Below are 16,987 nucleotides of genomic sequence, written 5' to 3' on the forward strand. Positions count from 1 at the left end.
CTTTCTTAATCAACTGGTTTTCCAGTTGATTTTTTTTGCTATTATAGAGGTATAGGAGGGAGCGTTATGATGAATTTACATATTGGTTTTATCGGTATTGGTGTAATGGGTAAAAGTATGGCATTGAATATAATGAAGGCGGGATACCCTGTCAGTGTTTATTCCAGAACAAAGTCCAAATGTGAGCCTTTGCTTTCGGAAGGTGCAGATTGGAAGGAGTCCCCTCGTGCAATCGCTGAGGAAGCCGATGTTATTATTACGATGGTTGGCTATCCTTCTGACGTTGAAGAGATATATCTAGGGGCGGAAGGCTTATTAAAATATGCCAAGCCGGGTACTTATTTAATTGATATGACCACTTCAGCTCCGTCTTTAGCACAAAAGTTATATGCTGCTGGTAAGGAATTAGGATTGCATGTCCTTGATGCACCTGTCTCCGGAGGAGATATTGGTGCACAAAATGCTAATCTTGCCATTATGGTTGGTGGTGATCAATCTGATTTTGAGAGCATGATGCCTGTATTTAAAGCAATGGGGACAAATATTATCCATCAGGGCGATGCTGGCTCGGGCCAACATACTAAACTATGCAATCAGATAGCCATTGCTACGAATATGATTGGTGTATGTGAAGCGATTGTTTATGCCGAAAAATCTGGCCTGGATCCTGAAACAGTTTTGAAAAGCATTTCAACTGGTGCTGCTGGAAGTTTTTCCTTAACCAATTTAGCGCCTAGGATATTAAAAGGTGATTTTGAACCGGGATTTTATATCAAACATTTCTTAAAAGACCTAAAAATTGCATTAGAAGAATCCGAACGGTTAGGTCTTGACTTTCCAGGGCTAACTTTAGCCAAAGCTATGTATGAAAAATTGGCGGATATGGGAGAAGAGAACCGTGGAACACAAGCCTTGTATAAATATTATACTGAGGCATCCAATCAGTAACTTAGTCTCATTAAAAAAAGAAGCATTTCGAAAAGGTATCATGCCTTTAACGAAATGCCTCTTGTTATTTTATCTGCTGAATTAGGAAATGTTCAAGTCTGTTTAATCCTTCTTTAAGCTGCTCCATGGAAACAGCATATGATAATCGGAAATATCCTTCTCCATATTTTGAAAAAGCAGATCCAGGTATAACAGCTACTTTTTCAAATTGAACCAGCTTGAGGGCAAAATCGAGTGAATTTTTAAAGGCATCTGGTATTTTAATGAAAAAGTAAAATGCGCCATCCGGTAATACAGTCTGGAGATTCATCGCCGCAAGTCTATTAAAAACATAATCACGACGGTTTTTATATTCCTCTCTCATAGCAGCTGGATCATGTTCACCGTTCCTCATAGCCTCGAGTGCAGCCATCTGTGAGACAGAGGAGGCACAGGATACGTTATATTGATGAACCTTTATCATATGTTTAATGATTGCTTTTGGTGCCATCAGAAAGCCGATTCTCCAACCGGTCATGGAATGTGACTTTGATAGACCATTTATAGTAATGGTTTGCTCTCTTATAATGGAACCAATCGATGTATGAGTTCTGTCCAAAGTTAATTCACTATAGATTTCATCAGCCAGGATAAAAATATTTTTTCCTCTAACAAGGTCAGCAATTTCCTCCAGTTCCTCTCTCGTTAATGATACCCCTGTTGGGTTGGACGGATAGGGAAGAACAATACATTTTGTTTTTTCGGTTAGACTTTCTGTGATTAATTGTGGAGTCAATTTAAAGGAGGTGCTTCTTGTATCAACATGGACTGCTTTTCCCCCTGCTAAGTGAATTAATGGTTCATAACCGGGATAAACAGGGCCAGGCAGAATGACTTCATCTCCAGGTGTTAAAATAGTCCTGAAGGCAATATCAATCGCCTGACTTGCTCCTACAGTAATCAAAATTTCATCATCCGGATTATATTTAAGTGAATAATGGCTATACATAAATTTTGATACTTCTTGCCGGAGATCGAGTAAACCGGCATTGTGGGTGTAGGTGGTACAATCTTTTTGAATGGCGTTTATTGCTTTATCTTTTATATGTAAGGGTGTTGGGAAGTCAGGTAATCCTATTGTAAAGGACAGGACATCATCAATATCAGATACCATATTATAAAACTGCCGAATACCGGATATTTCTATCTCTTTTACATGAGGATTAATTAAGTGTTCCATTCCAGGTCATACCTCCTAATTACAGTTCTTATCTTTATTATTATAAGGTTGCTTTAGGAAAGTGTACACTATCCTACTCTAAATGGTTGTATGCAAGATTGGGTGAATGATGCATACTTGGTTTGGAATACTATGGGTAATTCGTTTTGCTTAGGTGGGGGAAGATAGTGTACCGAATACTTGTTAAGGATCAAACTGATGGTATAAAGGAAATGACTTTGGAGGACTTACAGAAGCGTGATTATAGCCTGGTATGGGTTGATATCCTCGCACCGCAAGAATATGAGGCTAATATACTCCGTACGTATTTTAATTTTCACCCTCTCACTATAGAGGACTGTCTTGATCGAATCAACCAGAGACCTAAAGTGGATTTTTATCAATCCTATATGTTTTTTATCATTCATTCCTTAAATGAAAACTTCGAAAGAAATGAGATTGATATTTACGTAAATGAAAAAGCAATCGTAACCGTTCATGAAGATCATATAGAGGAAATAGATAAAGTATGGGGAGTAACAGATCAATTGGATACTTCTATCCATGTCCTGCATAAAATTATTGATGCAGTAGTAGATGCTTATCTTCCAAAGGCCTATCAAATAGAGGAGCAATTAAATGTCTTGGAAGATCACCTGCAGCATTCTCTTAATAATGATCCAATGAGTCAGTTATACGAAATTCGAACGATGATTTCGCGACTAAGAAGAATTATCTTGCCCATGAATGATTTGATGTACAGGATTATTCATTCTGAGAGAATCAGTGCTCTTTCTGAACATCATCATTACCTTAATGATGTGTATGATCATTTATTGAAATTAAAAGAATTGGTTGATGGCTACAAAGAGTTCTCAACAGATCTGAGAGATAGTTATATGGCGGTCAGTTCAAATAAAATGAATGAAACAATGATGACCTTGACGATTATTACGACTATTTTCATGCCATTAACATTTATTGCAGGTTTATATGGTATGAATTTTTCTGAAATGCCTGGTTTAAGTTTTCGCAATGGTTTTTGGTATGTTCTTCTTTTTATGATTATCATCACAGTTATAATGATGATTCTCTTTATGCTGAAAGGTTGGTTATTCCGAAGGCTGTACAGAAATGAAAAATAAATAGCGGCTTAGCTCTATTGTATTTAGAACTAAAGCCGCTTAGGTCATGTTTACAGGACTGGGTCCTTTATTTATATTAATATCCGTAATCCCAATCGATTTCTTCTGGATGCCACATAGTAAGCTGAGGAGTTGCGTAAGATTCATCAGTTTGGTTATGTGTGTATTTTTCAACTTCGCTAAATTGAATATTCTCTAAACAAGTAATAACATGGTTATCTTCATATAAAATGGCAGTACCTTTCATAAGTCAACCCCTTCTTTCCAGCATATTGATTTAAGTTATGCTTTTATCTGTATAATAGTCCTCATTTGTTAAAGCGTCTATATCATTGAGCAAAGTTTCACAAAATAAACACGATTATCGATTTAAATTTAAATATTTATAAAAAAACATTAATTTAAGCCGATACTAGAAAGAAGGCTTTATCTTACTGCAATTAATCGTAAGAGATATGGAAAGGCGCTGTTAAAAATGAATGAACAAAAAGGAATCCTGCTAGAGAGCGGAACAAATGAGTTGGAAATCGTGGAATTTGGTATTGGCGAGCATAAATTTGGAATTAATGTTATCAAAGTTAAAGAAATTATTAACCCAGTACGGATTACCGGTGTTCCACAAACACATCATCATGTTGAAGGAATCATTGAACTTCGTGGAGAGATACTCCCTGTAGTAGATATTGCCAGTGCACTGAATCTCCCAGCATCCCAAGCTCCTGAAAAAGATAAATTTATAGTGACTGAGTTTAATAAAATGAAGGTCATTTTTCATGTACATACCGTTACCCAAATCCATAGGATTTCATGGAACCAAATAGAAAAACCATCTGATATGTACCAGGGATTGGATAGTCAGATTACTGGTGTCATTAAAATGAATAATGAAATGCTTTTACTGCTTGATTATGAAAAAATTATTTTGGAAATCAATCCGGAATCAGGAATAACCATTAATCAGATTCAAAAATTAGGAGTTAGAGAACGATCTAATAAGCATTTATTAATTGCTGAGGATTCACCGCTGTTGCGGAAGCTGTTGATGCAGACATTAAAAGAAGCCGGTTATGAACAACTCGATTTCTTTGAAAATGGCAAGGAAGCGCTAACCTTTATAGAGGGAAAGGCACTAGCAGGAACCTTACTGAATGATGTACATTTGGTAATTACAGATATAGAAATGCCACAAATGGATGGTCACCATCTAACCAAACGAATTAAAGAAAATCCTACCTTGTCGGATTTGCCTGTTATCATTTTTTCATCATTAATTACGGACGATTTAAGGCATAAGGGAGAGTTGGTAGGAGCAGATGCACAAATTAGTAAACCTGAAATAGTTGAACTGGTCAAACAGTTAGACAAACTTTTACAAAAGTAAAGCTGCTGAACCCTTTGTTCAGCAGCTTTACTTTTTCCAATTTTGATATGGATAGGATTCACCAAGACGCGTAAAAGTCGGTTTTTGGTATTTCTTTTTATAGTCTTTAGCGCGATCATTATCTGAATTTTCCTTGCATCCTGTATAAGACATCAATAGTTTTTTTGCTTTAGATAAAGAAAGACGTGAAGAGGGGTTTCTTACCTCTTTTGATAAATGACCAAGATGTGTTAATGTTTGAAAGTCGTCCTTTGAGGGCGGAATATGGAATGTATACTTTCCGCATTGTATCAGTACATCTGATTGTTGGAAGCTTAAATGAGGATGGTCTGAATATTGAAGGCCTATTTTCTTTGCCTTTCCTTCTTCAAGCATTTTAATAATCGTTTTTTTCTTTAGATTGTATAGAAATTTAGGGTCTGATGCAGTTTTTGCATGTCTATTCACAGAATAAATCGCTTCTCCCAGGTCATCGGCAGTAAAACAGGCGGGATTAGGAAGATTCCCATTATTTTGATTCATAAATGTTCCTTTCTTCTAAGAATATTTCATGATAATAAGTAAAAGCATATAACTGATTATAACGTGTTCTGCTATGGGATAAAAGGAAAAACGTTTCATATCTTATTTGAACGAATTAATTTTCAAAACAGACTATTGAGAAATTGAAGGTAAAAGAATTATGAAAGTGAGTGTGATACCTTGCAAAAGCTGCTACTTACTGGTTGCGGAGGGGCAATGGGTGCGTTAGCTCGATACGGGATAAGTTTATTGATCCCGTCATCTGGCAGTCCTATTCCGTTTAACACCTTATTCATAAATGGTTTTGGAAGCTTTGTTTTAGCCTATCTCACCTATTCGCTATTTAAAAATGAGGGAAATGAAAGATTAAAATTATTTTTTGGAACTGGTTTATGTGGAGGATTTACAACGATGAGTAGCTTTGCATTGGAAATAACCAATCTCGCAGCAACTTATCCCCTATATAGTCTTATTTATTTTTTTCTGAGTATGATTGCAGGTCTCTTAATGGCATGGTTAGGGTTTATTATGTCTAGTTGGATAAAGAGGGAAGCGCGTTGATTATATTAATTGTATTAGGTGGTTTTCTCGGAGCATGTTTAAGATATGTAATGACTGGCTGGTTAAAAAAATATAATCATTCATTTCCTCTAGCTACTCTTGTTATTAATTTAATTGGTTCGTGTTTAATTGGTATATCGGCCGGGATAGGAATAGAGCGGGGAAGCGGTATGCATATGTTTACTGTGATAGGAAGCTTGGGGGCTTTTACTACATTCTCAACTTTTGCAATTGAAGCCTTGGATTTAATGCTGAGCCGGGAACACCGCAAGTTATTGCTTTATGTAAGTTTTTCTTTGGCAGGAACGTCAGTTTGTTGTATGTTGTGCTATCATCTTATGAAAAATATAGGACATTAACCGCTCGTCTCTATGAAAATTCGACAATGTATTATAAAATAATCGAAAGAAATGTAATTTATTTCAAAAAATGAACTATTAGGTGCCCTGACTATGACAACTTTAAAGAGTAACATTAAAAGCTATACAGGTAATAAACAGGTAGATTTTCTGTTAGATATACAATGTGAAAAAGCACAGGGTTTTTATTTTTCAAGACCAATTCCTGCTATTGAAGCTGAAGAGAAGTATCTGAAAAAGAAGAAATAACACATGGCATAAAACAGCCAGAAAATAGGCAAACGGGCAGAATGTAGGGTCTGCTCGTTTGCCTTTATCGTTTTTTTAAGCCTTCTTGGCCTTTCTGCAAATCAATGACCGTGATTTCAGGACGTGAAAATAACCGGTATGGAATTCGGGTTGTACCTAAACCACGATTTACATACAAGGATAAAGGGCCAACTTTATAGGATCCTTCCCTGTATTTTTCTGCAAAAGGAGGAGTCACAATCGCACCCAAAAGAGGAAACTGAATTTGTCCTCCATGACTATGTCCGCTTAATTGTAAATGAACTGGGTAACTGGCGGCATAATCAGCATAATCAGGAGCGTGAGATAGAAGAATGGTAAATAAATCACTGGATTGTACCGGTATACTTACATCCAGGTTGGGCTTGCCGAGCATTGCATCATCTACCCCGCTTATTACGATTTGACGGCCATTCTGCAGGGTTATAAAGTTTGATTCATTTACTAACAGGGTAAATCCATTACTAACCATAGTCTCTTTGTAAATTTCCGTACCATAACCGCCATGGTCATGATTGCCAAAAACGCAATATTTACCAAGAGGTGCCTCCAGCTGACTTAATAATTGATTGAGCTTAGGAGTTATTCTATATTCATTCGGATTATCCATCAGGTCACCTGTAAAACAAATAATATCGGGATTAAGTGAATGAATGGTTTCAACCGTTTTTTCTAAATCTGACAAATTATATTGGAAACCCAAATGAGTATCACTGAATTGGACAATTCTAATATTTTGAAAGGAGTCTGGAATAAGTGGGTGGGAATAGGAAAAACGTGTTATATCAACCCAGGAGGGTTCAATATCTTTCATATAAAATCGCCCTCCTATAAGAGAGCAAAGAATAGTAGCTATATAGGCAAATGATTTTTTTAAAAAGAATCTTCTGGTTATTTTCTTCATTATAAAGTTCCTATCTCATAATAGTCAGTCTAATCCTATCATTCATTAAGAAAATTGTTAAGATGTATGAGTATTACTTTTTGATTACAAAATTTATGTGCTATTTGGTCTATAGATTAACTACCTAAAATAAGGTAAAATTAAAATACAATAGGTATTTAGATTTATAGAAATAATGATTTATATATTTAGTTAACTGAATGGGATGTTTCATTCTGAGGACGAGGGTGTTACAGATGAATAAAGCCAAATCATATGAAATGATCTATCTTCCTGCAAAAATAGGAATGATAAAAGTATATATGTATGGATTCCATAAAAAAGGAGATCCCGGCAGAGTATTTGTTATGCTTAATGATTTAAAAGTAAATGGCAAAGGTACGAATAAAAAGGAAACATTGATTAGTACTCTTTCTAAACTTAATGAACTAATCAATCAATCATAAGTAAAACATATAAAATTTTTAAGGGCGGCCATTAGGCGGCCCTTTTATCATTTAATTTGATTGGCTAAAATTTAAAAATCCCGTTATATCTATATTTTTCATCTATTTTGCTAATTCAGCATTTCTGGATATTATTGACAGAATTTTGTGATATAATAAAAGTGAATAATCATTCATTTTATTTGGAGGGCTCATATGAAGGGAAAAGTAGTGATTGTAACTGGTGGTTCTAGTGGAATGGGAAAGGCTATGGCTCAACGTTTTGCAAATGAGGGGGCTAAAGTAGTCATTACCGGAAGGAATAAAGAAAAACTGGATAACACCATTAAAGAATTTGCAGAAAATCAGGAGAATATACTGGCTGTTCAGATGGATGTTCGAAATGTGGAGGATGTTAAAAGAACCATTGAAGAGACGGTTAACAGATTTGGTACAATCGATTATTTGATTAATAATGCAGCAGGTAATTTTATTTGTCCGGCAGAGGATCTATCACCGAATGGCTGGAAATCTGTCATTGATATTGTTTTGAATGGTACTTTTTACTGCAGCAGCCTCATCGGCAAGTATTGGATAGAAAATGGCATTAAAGGATCAATCATCAATATGGTCGCTACCTATGCGTGGGATGCAGGTCCATATGTCATTCACTCTGCCTCAGCAAAGGCTGGTGTGCTGACAATGACTAGAACTTTGGCTGTGGAATGGGGTAAAAAATATGGAATCCGCGTAAATGCGATAGCTCCCGGGCCGATTGAAAGAACTGGGGGAGCAGATAAGTTATTTCAATCGGAAGAAGCAGCTCAAAGAACGCTTGAAAGTGTTCCGCTTGGAAGATTAGGAACACCGGAGGAAATTGCAGATTTAGCCCTGTATTTACTGTCTGATCGGGCATACTATATTAATGGTGATTGTATTACAATGGATGGCGGTGCTCATCTCAATCAATTTCCGTTTTAGGCATAGGATGGATGAATGGTTTTAATAAGAATTGAAATCTTTAAAGAGCAGTTCAATATGCTGATTTAATTGAACTGTTTTTTGTGCGTTCATTTGACTAGCTGTTTAAGATGATATTTTAGTTTTCACTATCCTTGTATTATTTTTCAGTAAAAAGTGTTTATTCTGGTAAAAAGGGGAATAAGCTAATAAAGGCCTTGAGATATGTACTTAAAAAGGAGGATCATAATGAAAAAGGTTTTAACTTCGTTGTTTATTACCATGCTTGTATTAGCGGTTTCTCCTCTTGTCAAAGTAGATGCTAAAAGTACACTGGATAAACAAGATGCATTTAATCTTTTAGATAGCGCATTTCAATTGCAGGTATCTCTTTCAGAAAAACCAAGATCAATGGACAATATTCGAGATTTATTAAAAAATTCCTTCTCAGAGGAATACACTGAGGATTTTATAAACATGAATGTACAAAAAAGTGTGGATGGTAGTGGCTATCAAACCTATGGTACGGATATAGCCCTTTATTATATTCCTTTTTTTACATATAGTGAACATACTAAACTAGGATATAGTTCTGCTAATGATCAATGGTATGTGTATGAATGGTTTCCAGGCAATACAGATGGACCAGTCAGCTATGAAGGGCATTACGAGGCAATCGGGCTGATGTATGACCATAATAAATGGGTAATTAATGATTACCAAATTGCTTTCGATCCGAAAACACTTGATGACAGTCAAGAAATAGCCCAAAATTCGAGTGTGGATAAGGAGCCATCCAATCCGACTTTCATAAACAGATTGACAGATTATATTAGCTACGGGTTCATTAATCATATGTCTCATTGGTTTGGGATGATTGCTTTCTAGATACTGATGGCATGAATGGAAAAGCTAATCCTGCTTGAATGAGGATTAGCTTTTTTGTATTAATCTCTAATATTTAACAAGTCCATAATTCGTTCCTGGTTAAATCCAATGATTACTTGATCACCAATGACAAACGTTGGGGTAGAATATGAATCATATTTGGTCATAAGTATTTTTTTTGCTTTTGCATCCTTCTGAATATCTTTTAAGGTATAGGGAATATTGTGCTCATCAAAATAATTTTTGGCGTAAGCACATGGCGGACAGCCTGGTTGCGTAAAAAAAAGAACTGGTTCCACTTTTTTCTATCCTTTCTTTTGTTTAATTTGTATCTACCAGTATACATGAAACTTTTTTGTTTACTATAGTACAAATTTTAAGTAGGATATCAGGCAGGGCTATCTTTTATCAAATTAAAGAACTAGAAAGAGAAAAAGAATTGCCAACACCAGAGAGATCTTGTCAATTTATTTTGATTGAGTCTGCTTTAAAGTGAAAAATATGGCGCTGGAATTTTTCTTGGAACGTTTTTATGATAAAATGATGAAGTCTCTAAAAAAAGAGATGAAATAAAAGGTGTAACCATCAAATACGTTATAATGAATTTGGGTATACAAATGATGCCTATTCCTCTATTCTGTTACTAATGGCCAGTCCATAAGCGACAATATATTTTATTTGTTGGTAAGTCATGAAAGGAGCATATATTAGATATGTCACGATTACAAGGAATTTTATCACGTTTGAAAAACTTACAGGAGCAAGGGAAAGTATCAGATACAGCACAACGTGTGTTTGAAGTTGAAGGTCAAGTTAAATGTCAAGTATCTTATTTCGATAAAACTGAAACATTCGAATTAGAGATTTTTCAGGATAAAGGAAAAACTATGAAGTATCAATTTGATAATATTGATATGATTGCCATTGAAATTTTTGAGTTAATTTATAGCTAATTTGGAAATTTGAGATGATTTGGTTATGTTCCATTATCATGATGAAGGTATTTGTTCCTAATCATGTAGGTTATGCTTCTGAAAATCTCTAACTTAAATTTTTAAAGTGGGGAAGGGAAGATAATTACTGACAAATCGAACAGTTAAGTCTTCCGAATAAAACCAAAAGTGGATAACCAGGAACTAACTATATAAGGGGTTCTTAACCATGTTAGATATGCAAAAATTAGATGGATTCGAACTGACTGTAAAGGATTTAATGATTTCGTCTGAACGTGTTGCTCATGTACAGCAGGAAAATAATCTCGAACATGCATTATTGGTTCTTACTAGAAGCGGATATACTGCTATACCAGTTCTGGGACATGATTATAAGCTGCATGGATTAATTAGTACACCAAAGATAATGGATGCAATATTGGGCTTGGAGCGAATTGAATTTGAAAAACTGGAAGAGATGAAGGTTGCAGAAGTGATGGATCCCAATCTTCCATGTCTTAAAGAAAGTGATTCAATTGAAAAAGCAATGGAACTTCTCATTGATCATCCATTTGTATGTGTGGTAGGTACTGAGGGAGCTTTCGAAGGTATATTGACCAGAAGGCAGGTTATGAAGCATACAAATCGTTTAATAAAAATCATTAAATATAATTAATATCAGTATCTCAATCGATAATGATGAGTGGATTAAAAAATAAACATTTTTTAAAACGCCTGGATAAAGATCCAGGCGTTTTTTACATGGTTTATAAAGTTGTATAACTTAAATTTAAAAGTGACTTTAAACAATGTTATCAATAAAACACTCTAAGACATGCTAATAACTCAACAAAACTTTTAATAGATATAATATTCCAAATTAACTTTATCCAGGATAGGAACTTCGTTAAAATGATAGGGAGGGGCGTGGAAAAATGAATTCAATCGATTCAAGCATAGAAAAAAAGTCTTTCAAAAGGGCAAAGAAGAAGACAAAACGCCCTTTAGTATTAATTTCAATCCTATTGGCTTTATTCATGGGTGCCATCGAGGGTACTATCGTTTCAACTGCAATGCCTGAGATCGTTGGTGATCTGGGAGGCTTCTCCCTGTATAGTTGGGTCTTCTCAGCCTATTTGCTAATGAATACGGTAACGGTATTGATCTATGGGAAGCTATCTGATTTATTTGGCAGAAAACCAGTATTATTATTTGGGATTACAGTGTTTCTGCTTGGTTCCCTCGGCTCTGGATATGCATGGTCCATGCAAAGCTTAATTTTTTTTCGTTTAATACAGGGTTTTGGAGCTGGAGCCATTACGCCCGTTGCAATGACAATTGTAGGGGATATATATACGAAAGAAGAACGAGCAAAAGTTCAGGGTTATTTATCAAGTGTTTGGGGAATATCGGCTATTTTGGGACCTGCTATTGGCGGATTATTAATCGAGTACATATCATGGAGCTGGATCTTTTGGATTAATATTCCGTTAGGATTTCTCTCTTTAGGAGGTTTGCTATTTTTCTTCCATGAGCAAAAGACGGTTAAAAAACAAAAGGTAGATTATATGGGTTCAGCAATGCTTGCTGTTTCTTTGTCGCTTTTAATGTTTTTATTTGTGCAAGGAGGGATTTCATTTTCCTGGCTTTCTTTAAAAAGTTCGTTGTTAATTATACTCCTGCTAATTTTGGTGTTTTGCTTTGTGAAGCATGAAAACAGAACTGTAGAGCCCGTTATGCCTTTTTCTATCTGGAAGAATCAATCAATATTGTTTGCTAATTTAACCTCTCTTACAACCGGTATTGTTTTAATTGGAGTATCAAGCTATTTACCAACATTTGTACAGGGAGTAATGGAGGAATCCCCAATGATAGCAGGATTTACTCTTACTGCCATGTCTATAGGGTGGCCGATAGCATCCTTTATATCAGGCAATATGATCTTGAAGATAGGGTATCGTACTACTTGTATAACAGGTGGAATCTTTATCATACTGGGTGCACTGGCTTTTACATTTTTGCCCTCCCATGGATATGTGTTTTTGGCCGCTTCTGGATCCTTCTTGCTTGGTGTGGGAATGGGGCTTACAAGCACTGCTTTTATCGTGTCCATCCAATCTACTGTGGATTGGGAACAAAGAGGTGCTGCAACAGCTGCAAACATGTTCATGAGAAATCTGGGAAACACAATCGGTGCCGCATTATTGGGAGGTATATTGAATAATCGTTTAAACGCTTATTATTCACAAAATGAAAATATAGATTTAAATTCGGTAAACGAATTGCTTAACACTGAGATTCGATCTTCTTTAGAGCCGGAAAGATTGGAACAGATCCAAAGTGGATTAACACATTCATTGGGTATTGTGTATTTCATTGTCTTACTACTGGCTATACTGAGCTTGTTCTTGATATTGAAAATGCCAAAAGAGAAATCGTAACAGCCTCATTAAATCTGCTATATTGTAATATTTGCAGTTCAGCAGAATATAAAGGTAAAATAAAATGAATGTCTGATTAAGAAGAGATTGGTTTGTGAGGAGAACAAATGGTTATAACTGATTTTGAATTATTGGATACTCTTGCTGTTGAACTGAATTTACGTAAGACTGCCGAAAGAATGTTTGTCTCTCAGCCGGCACTTTCACAACGTCTTCAATCAATAGAAAGAGAATGGGGAACACCGCTTTTTATTAGATCAGCAAAAGGAATGACGTTGACGGAGGCGGGAGAAATTGTCGTTCAATATGCCAGGGAATCCCTGAAATTAAAAGAAAAAACACGAGAAAAAGTAGATGCTCTCAATCATAATGTACAAGGTACATTAAAAATTGCGAGTGCTTCTATAGTCGGCCAATATTGGCTCCCGATGATTTTAAAGAAATATGTTAACAAATATCCCAATGTTAAGATCTCACTTGTGACAGGCTGGAGCAGTGAAATGATCGAAAATATCTATAATGGAGAGTCTCATATTGGTATATTGAGAGGGGTTCCTGACTGGCATGGTTATAAAAAGCTATTGTTCAGTGATCACTTATACCTTGTGGATACCGAGCTTAACCAATTATCAGATGCGTTAACTACAGAACGCCCATTTATCTTGTTTAAAAGTGATTCGAACTATTATCGAGAGATTCAAAATTGGTGGATCCGCCATTATGGAATTCCACCGACACGTACCATTCTTGTGGATCAAATTGAAACCTGTAAACAAATGGTGATGAATGGAATTGGGTATGCCATATTGCCCGGTATTTCTTTAAGAGAAGGTGAAGCCTCGTATTTTAAACATCCCTTGTATGATTTGGAGGGGCAGTCTGTTGAAAGAAAGACATGGCTTGTAAGCTACGATGCTTCCTTAGAATTAAGACAGGTTAAGGCTTTTGTAAGTTTGATTGAGGAAATGTTAATTGAATAGAAATGAAATCTCTATTCTTGTTTTTCCTACTCTTGTTTGATAAAGTAATAGAAAATTATTTAGGGGAGAGAAATATACTATGAAAATGATGGATGCAAATGAAATTATATCCTTTATCGGAAACAGTGTGAAAAAAACGCCGGTTAAAGTATACATAAAGGGAGAAATCAGTGAGCTGGTATTTAATCCTGAGGTTAAAACATTTATTACCGGTAACACAGGGGTGATTTTTGGAGAATGGTCTGATATTCAACCAACATTAGAGGAAAACAAGGCGAAAATAGAAGATTATGTTATTGAAAATGATTGTCGAAATTCCGCAATTCCAATGCTGGATTTAAAAGGGATTAATGCACGTATTGAGCCGGGGGCGATTATCCGTGATCAGGTTCATATTGGAAATAATGCGGTGATTATGATGGGAGCGTCCATTAATATTGGTGCAAGCATCGGAGATAAGACTATGATTGATATGAATGCCGTGCTTGGCGGACGTGCAACTGTCGGTGAAAATTGCCATATTGGAGCAGGAGCAGTGTTGGCTGGCGTAATAGAGCCTCCATCTGCCAATCCTGTTGTAATCGAAGATAATGTACTTGTTGGTGCTAATGCGGTTATTTTAGAAGGTGTCAGAGTAGGAGAGGGAGCTGTAGTAGCGGCTGGAGCAATTGTAGTAGAAGATGTTCCTGCTCATACAGTAGTTGCTGGAGTTCCGGCTAAAGTAATTAAAACAATTGATGAAAAGACTAAATCCAAAATTGAAATTAAGGATGAGCTTCGTCAGCTATAATAAAAATGGAAGGGGCGTGGAGATGATGATTTCCGCGCCTGTTTTTAAATTGGAGATGAGGTGAGCTGCAATTTGGAAAAGTTAATTTCTATAAGAAGAGATTTGCATAGGATCCCTGAACCTGGTTATAAGGAATTTAAGACGCAACAATATTTGATAGATTACATAAGAAATCTTCCTCAGGATCGTATAGAATGGGAAAAATGGAGAACAGGAATTTTTGTTCGAGTAAAAGGGCTATCTCCTGAGAAAACCATAGGCTACCGTGCTGACATTGATGGTTTGCCGATTCGAGAAGAAACGGAGCTTCCCTTTAAATCCGAGCATGCAGATTATATGCATGCATGCGGCCATGATTTTCATATGACCATCGCCCTTGGTGTATTAACAGATTTAGTGGAAAATCCAATCAATGACCATGTATTATTTATGTTCCAGCCCGCAGAAGAGGGCCCTGGAGGAGCAGAGGAGATGATTGCTGCTGAGCAGTTTTCTAAGTGGAGACCTGATTTGATTTTTGGATTGCATATAGCTCCGGAATATCCGGTAGGAACAATCGCTACCAAAACAGGTTTACTCTTTGCTAATACCTCGGAGATCTTTATAGATTTTAAAGGGGTTGGTGGACATGCTGCTTATCCGCATCTGACGAATGATATGGTGATTGCATCCTGTCAATTTGTTACTCAGCTTCAGACTATTGTAGCAAGAAATATTAATCCACTTGATTCGGCTGTTGTTACAATTGGGAAAATAACAGGAGGGACTGTCCAAAATAGTATTGCTGAAAATGCGCGGATAGAAGGGACGATTCGGACGCTATCTGAGGATTCTATGCTATTGATCCGGAATCGAATACTGGAAATGGCAAAAGGAATGGAAGTGGCTCTTGATTGTAAGATTAATGTTGATTTTGGTTCTTCCTACTATCAAGTATATAACGAATCTAATCTAACAGAAGAGTTTATGAAATTTCTGTATCAGCGGCAGGATACGACATTCGTCAATTGCAAGGAAGCAATGACGGGTGAGGACTTTGGATACATGATTAAGGAGATTCCAGGCTTTATGTTCTGGCTTGGTGTTCAGTCATCGTATGGATTGCACCATGCTAAATTAAATCCTGATGAAAAGGCACTACCCTTTGCTGTATCGGTTATAACAGATTATATTCGAATGAAATCAATATAAAAAGAGAACCCGGCTAAAGAGATAGCAGCCGGGTTCTCTATATTATTCTGTTCCTTCAGCAGCGTATTGAAGCCTTATTTGATCGATGGCTATTTTAATCCTAGAGCGCAGCTGACGTTCAACATGGTATTGCTGTCCATTTGTTGTTCGGGCTACAATTTGAATTGTATAATCAGCTGTACCCATATCCTGGATGCCAAGAATCTCGGGTCCCATTAGGATATCTTCATCTTTTTCGGCCATTGTATGGCATATTTCTTTAATTGATTTTGTGATTTCCTCCAAATTATCTTCTGCTTTAAGTTTAATTTCCACCATAGCTCTCATAGCTCCACGTGAATGATATTGCTTAGTATGGCAATTTGTCGATTGGGAATATAGTGGAGGCTTCCGTCATAACCTCTTATTTGGATTGTTTTAAGTCCGACTACTTCTACAACGCCTTTAATAACTCCTATTGTCACTTCATCCCCAACATCAATCTGTTTTTCGAGCAGGATAAAGAAGCCGGTTACTACATCACTCACTAATCCCTGGGCCCCAAAGCCGACCGCTAAACCAACGATTCCGGCACCGGCTAGAATCGCACTAACGTTGATTCCTAACATTTCCAGGATGGTGACTATTAAGATAAATATAAAGACGTACCCAAAAGCGTTTTTCGTTAAGGATTCCAATGTTTTCGTACGGTTCTCAGAAAGATTCTCTTTGGCCTGCATGCGCGAGAAAATCTTTTCAATGATTTTAAAAGTAAACGTGCGTATTACTTTATAGATTAAATAAAATAAAAAGATTTTTAGAACCCAAATTCCAATATCGAAAAGCCAGGTTTCCCACTTGAGATCTGAAAATTTAAAACCCATTATGAACGAATTCTCCATTAAACCAATCCTTTCCTAACAACTTCTTTATTGATATAAACGGAAGTATTCAATTATGATAGATACAATTTTTTTGGTATACTATAACCTTCATCTTGAAGGAAAATGTATGCAGCCTTTTACTATCATAATAGAATAATATAGATATACCATAAAGGAAGTTGAATGATTTGCCAAGTGAAAGGTAAAATGT

General features: G+C 36.2%; 22 protein-coding genes. 15 read left to right on the top strand and 7 right to left on the bottom strand.

Annotated elements, in window-relative coordinates:
• The first annotated feature begins 66 nt into the window (after nucleotides 1-66).
• Nucleotides 67-948 carry an NAD(P)-dependent oxidoreductase gene (locus tag F7984_RS05945; protein WP_066100924.1) on the top strand — a complete coding sequence of 294 codons (882 nt, stop codon included), beginning with the start codon at nucleotides 67-69 and terminating at the stop codon, nucleotides 946-948.
• A gap of 64 nt (nucleotides 949-1,012) precedes the next feature.
• On the opposite strand, the gene F7984_RS05950 is transcribed toward F7984_RS05945, so the two are convergent.
• On the bottom strand, nucleotides 1,013-2,167 hold the full coding sequence (locus F7984_RS05950; protein ID WP_066100921.1) for an aminotransferase A: 1,155 nt from the start codon (nucleotides 2,165-2,167) through the stop codon (nucleotides 1,013-1,015).
• Between the two features lie 167 nt (nucleotides 2,168-2,334).
• On the opposite strand from F7984_RS05950, the gene corA reads away from it, so the two are divergent.
• Nucleotides 2,335-3,291 carry a magnesium/cobalt transporter CorA gene (corA, locus tag F7984_RS05955; RefSeq protein ID WP_077247945.1) on the top strand — a complete coding sequence of 319 codons (957 nt, stop codon included), beginning with the start codon at nucleotides 2,335-2,337 and terminating at the stop codon, nucleotides 3,289-3,291.
• A gap of 76 nt (nucleotides 3,292-3,367) precedes the next feature.
• Here corA and F7984_RS18925 read toward each other — a convergent pair whose 3' ends face one another.
• Nucleotides 3,368-3,538 (bottom strand): hypothetical protein, encoded by a 171-nt coding sequence (locus tag F7984_RS18925; RefSeq protein ID WP_175354218.1) that lies wholly within the window; start codon nucleotides 3,536-3,538, stop codon nucleotides 3,368-3,370.
• Between the two features lie 228 nt (nucleotides 3,539-3,766).
• Here F7984_RS18925 and F7984_RS05960 point away from each other — a divergent pair, with 228 nt between their 5' ends.
• Nucleotides 3,767-4,672: a chemotaxis protein gene (locus F7984_RS05960; protein WP_066100918.1), complete on the top strand. Its 906-nt coding sequence runs from the start codon at nucleotides 3,767-3,769 to the stop codon at nucleotides 4,670-4,672.
• Nucleotides 4,673-4,699: 27 nt separating this feature from the next.
• On the opposite strand, the gene F7984_RS05965 is transcribed toward F7984_RS05960, so the two are convergent.
• On the bottom strand, nucleotides 4,700-5,194 hold the full coding sequence (locus F7984_RS05965; RefSeq protein WP_066100915.1) for a YkyB family protein: 495 nt from the start codon (nucleotides 5,192-5,194) through the stop codon (nucleotides 4,700-4,702).
• Nucleotides 5,195-5,374: 180 nt separating this feature from the next.
• On the opposite strand from F7984_RS05965, the gene F7984_RS05970 reads away from it, so the two are divergent.
• The 3 genes from F7984_RS05970 (at nucleotide 5,375) to F7984_RS18930 (ending at nucleotide 6,363) form a co-directional block, all read left to right on the top strand.
• Nucleotides 5,375-5,755 carry a fluoride efflux transporter FluC gene (locus F7984_RS05970; RefSeq protein ID WP_140461227.1) on the top strand — a complete coding sequence of 127 codons (381 nt, stop codon included), beginning with the start codon at nucleotides 5,375-5,377 and terminating at the stop codon, nucleotides 5,753-5,755.
• Nucleotides 5,752-6,114 carry a fluoride efflux transporter FluC gene (locus tag F7984_RS05975; protein ID WP_077247944.1) on the top strand — a complete coding sequence of 121 codons (363 nt, stop codon included), beginning with the start codon at nucleotides 5,752-5,754 and terminating at the stop codon, nucleotides 6,112-6,114. Before F7984_RS05970 ends, F7984_RS05975 begins: the two co-directional genes overlap by 4 nt.
• Nucleotides 6,115-6,207: 93 nt before the next feature.
• Nucleotides 6,208-6,363, top strand: a complete 156-nt coding sequence (locus F7984_RS18930) for a hypothetical protein (RefSeq protein WP_175354217.1) — start codon at nucleotides 6,208-6,210, stop codon at nucleotides 6,361-6,363.
• Nucleotides 6,364-6,427: 64 nt separating this feature from the next.
• Here the strand turns inward: F7984_RS18930 and F7984_RS05980 are convergent, their stop codons facing one another.
• The gene (locus tag F7984_RS05980) at nucleotides 6,428-7,216 is read right to left on the bottom strand and encodes a metallophosphoesterase (RefSeq protein ID WP_306821535.1); all 789 of its coding nucleotides are present in this window, start codon (nucleotides 7,214-7,216) and stop codon (nucleotides 6,428-6,430) included.
• A gap of 326 nt (nucleotides 7,217-7,542) precedes the next feature.
• Between F7984_RS05980 and F7984_RS05985 the strand changes: the two genes are divergently transcribed.
• The 3 genes from F7984_RS05985 (at nucleotide 7,543) to F7984_RS05995 (ending at nucleotide 9,579) form a co-directional block, all read left to right on the top strand.
• The gene (locus tag F7984_RS05985) at nucleotides 7,543-7,752 is read left to right on the top strand and encodes a hypothetical protein (protein ID WP_066100906.1); all 210 of its coding nucleotides are present in this window, start codon (nucleotides 7,543-7,545) and stop codon (nucleotides 7,750-7,752) included.
• Nucleotides 7,753-7,947: 195 nt separating this feature from the next.
• On the top strand, nucleotides 7,948-8,712 hold the full coding sequence (gene fadH / locus F7984_RS05990) for a 2,4-dienoyl-CoA reductase (RefSeq protein WP_066100902.1): 765 nt from the start codon (nucleotides 7,948-7,950) through the stop codon (nucleotides 8,710-8,712).
• A gap of 228 nt (nucleotides 8,713-8,940) precedes the next feature.
• Entirely contained in the window at nucleotides 8,941-9,579 is a 639-nt protein-coding gene (locus F7984_RS05995) for a DUF3993 domain-containing protein (RefSeq protein ID WP_180349914.1), read from the top strand.
• A gap of 59 nt (nucleotides 9,580-9,638) precedes the next feature.
• On the opposite strand, the gene F7984_RS06000 is transcribed toward F7984_RS05995, so the two are convergent.
• Nucleotides 9,639-9,878 carry a glutaredoxin family protein gene (locus F7984_RS06000; protein ID WP_140461228.1) on the bottom strand — a complete coding sequence of 80 codons (240 nt, stop codon included), beginning with the start codon at nucleotides 9,876-9,878 and terminating at the stop codon, nucleotides 9,639-9,641.
• Between the two features lie 414 nt (nucleotides 9,879-10,292).
• On the opposite strand from F7984_RS06000, the gene F7984_RS06005 reads away from it, so the two are divergent.
• From F7984_RS06005 to F7984_RS06030, 6 genes are all read left to right on the top strand, one after another.
• Nucleotides 10,293-10,532, top strand: a complete 240-nt coding sequence (locus F7984_RS06005) for a YkuJ family protein (RefSeq protein ID WP_066100892.1) — start codon at nucleotides 10,293-10,295, stop codon at nucleotides 10,530-10,532.
• A 208-nt stretch (nucleotides 10,533-10,740) separates the two neighbouring features.
• Nucleotides 10,741-11,187: a cyclic-di-AMP-binding protein CbpB gene (gene cbpB, locus F7984_RS06010; RefSeq protein ID WP_066100889.1), complete on the top strand. Its 447-nt coding sequence runs from the start codon at nucleotides 10,741-10,743 to the stop codon at nucleotides 11,185-11,187.
• A gap of 259 nt (nucleotides 11,188-11,446) precedes the next feature.
• Nucleotides 11,447-12,952, top strand: a complete 1,506-nt coding sequence (locus F7984_RS06015) for an MDR family MFS transporter (RefSeq protein WP_066100885.1) — start codon at nucleotides 11,447-11,449, stop codon at nucleotides 12,950-12,952.
• Nucleotides 12,953-13,059: 107 nt separating this feature from the next.
• Nucleotides 13,060-13,932 carry a transcriptional regulator CcpC gene (locus F7984_RS06020; RefSeq protein WP_066100883.1) on the top strand — a complete coding sequence of 291 codons (873 nt, stop codon included), beginning with the start codon at nucleotides 13,060-13,062 and terminating at the stop codon, nucleotides 13,930-13,932.
• A 79-nt stretch (nucleotides 13,933-14,011) separates the two neighbouring features.
• Nucleotides 14,012-14,722 (top strand): 2,3,4,5-tetrahydropyridine-2,6-dicarboxylate N-acetyltransferase, encoded by a 711-nt coding sequence (gene dapD, locus F7984_RS06025; RefSeq protein ID WP_066100880.1) that lies wholly within the window; start codon nucleotides 14,012-14,014, stop codon nucleotides 14,720-14,722.
• A 72-nt stretch (nucleotides 14,723-14,794) separates the two neighbouring features.
• Nucleotides 14,795-15,913 (top strand): N-acetyldiaminopimelate deacetylase, encoded by a 1,119-nt coding sequence (locus F7984_RS06030; RefSeq protein WP_066100876.1) that lies wholly within the window; start codon nucleotides 14,795-14,797, stop codon nucleotides 15,911-15,913.
• A 42-nt stretch (nucleotides 15,914-15,955) separates the two neighbouring features.
• On the opposite strand, the gene F7984_RS19305 is transcribed toward F7984_RS06030, so the two are convergent.
• Both F7984_RS19305 and F7984_RS06035 read right to left on the bottom strand, forming a co-directional pair.
• The gene (locus tag F7984_RS19305) at nucleotides 15,956-16,231 is read right to left on the bottom strand and encodes a hypothetical protein (RefSeq protein WP_225983670.1); all 276 of its coding nucleotides are present in this window, start codon (nucleotides 16,229-16,231) and stop codon (nucleotides 15,956-15,958) included.
• 5 nt (nucleotides 16,232-16,236) lie between these two features.
• On the bottom strand, nucleotides 16,237-16,776 hold the full coding sequence (locus F7984_RS06035; RefSeq protein ID WP_225983671.1) for a mechanosensitive ion channel family protein: 540 nt from the start codon (nucleotides 16,774-16,776) through the stop codon (nucleotides 16,237-16,239).
• Nucleotides 16,777-16,987 lie beyond the last annotated feature (211 nt).

This window comes from Pradoshia sp. D12 (assembly GCF_008935075.1).
Lineage (GTDB): Bacteria > Bacillota > Bacilli > Bacillales > Pradoshiaceae > Pradoshia.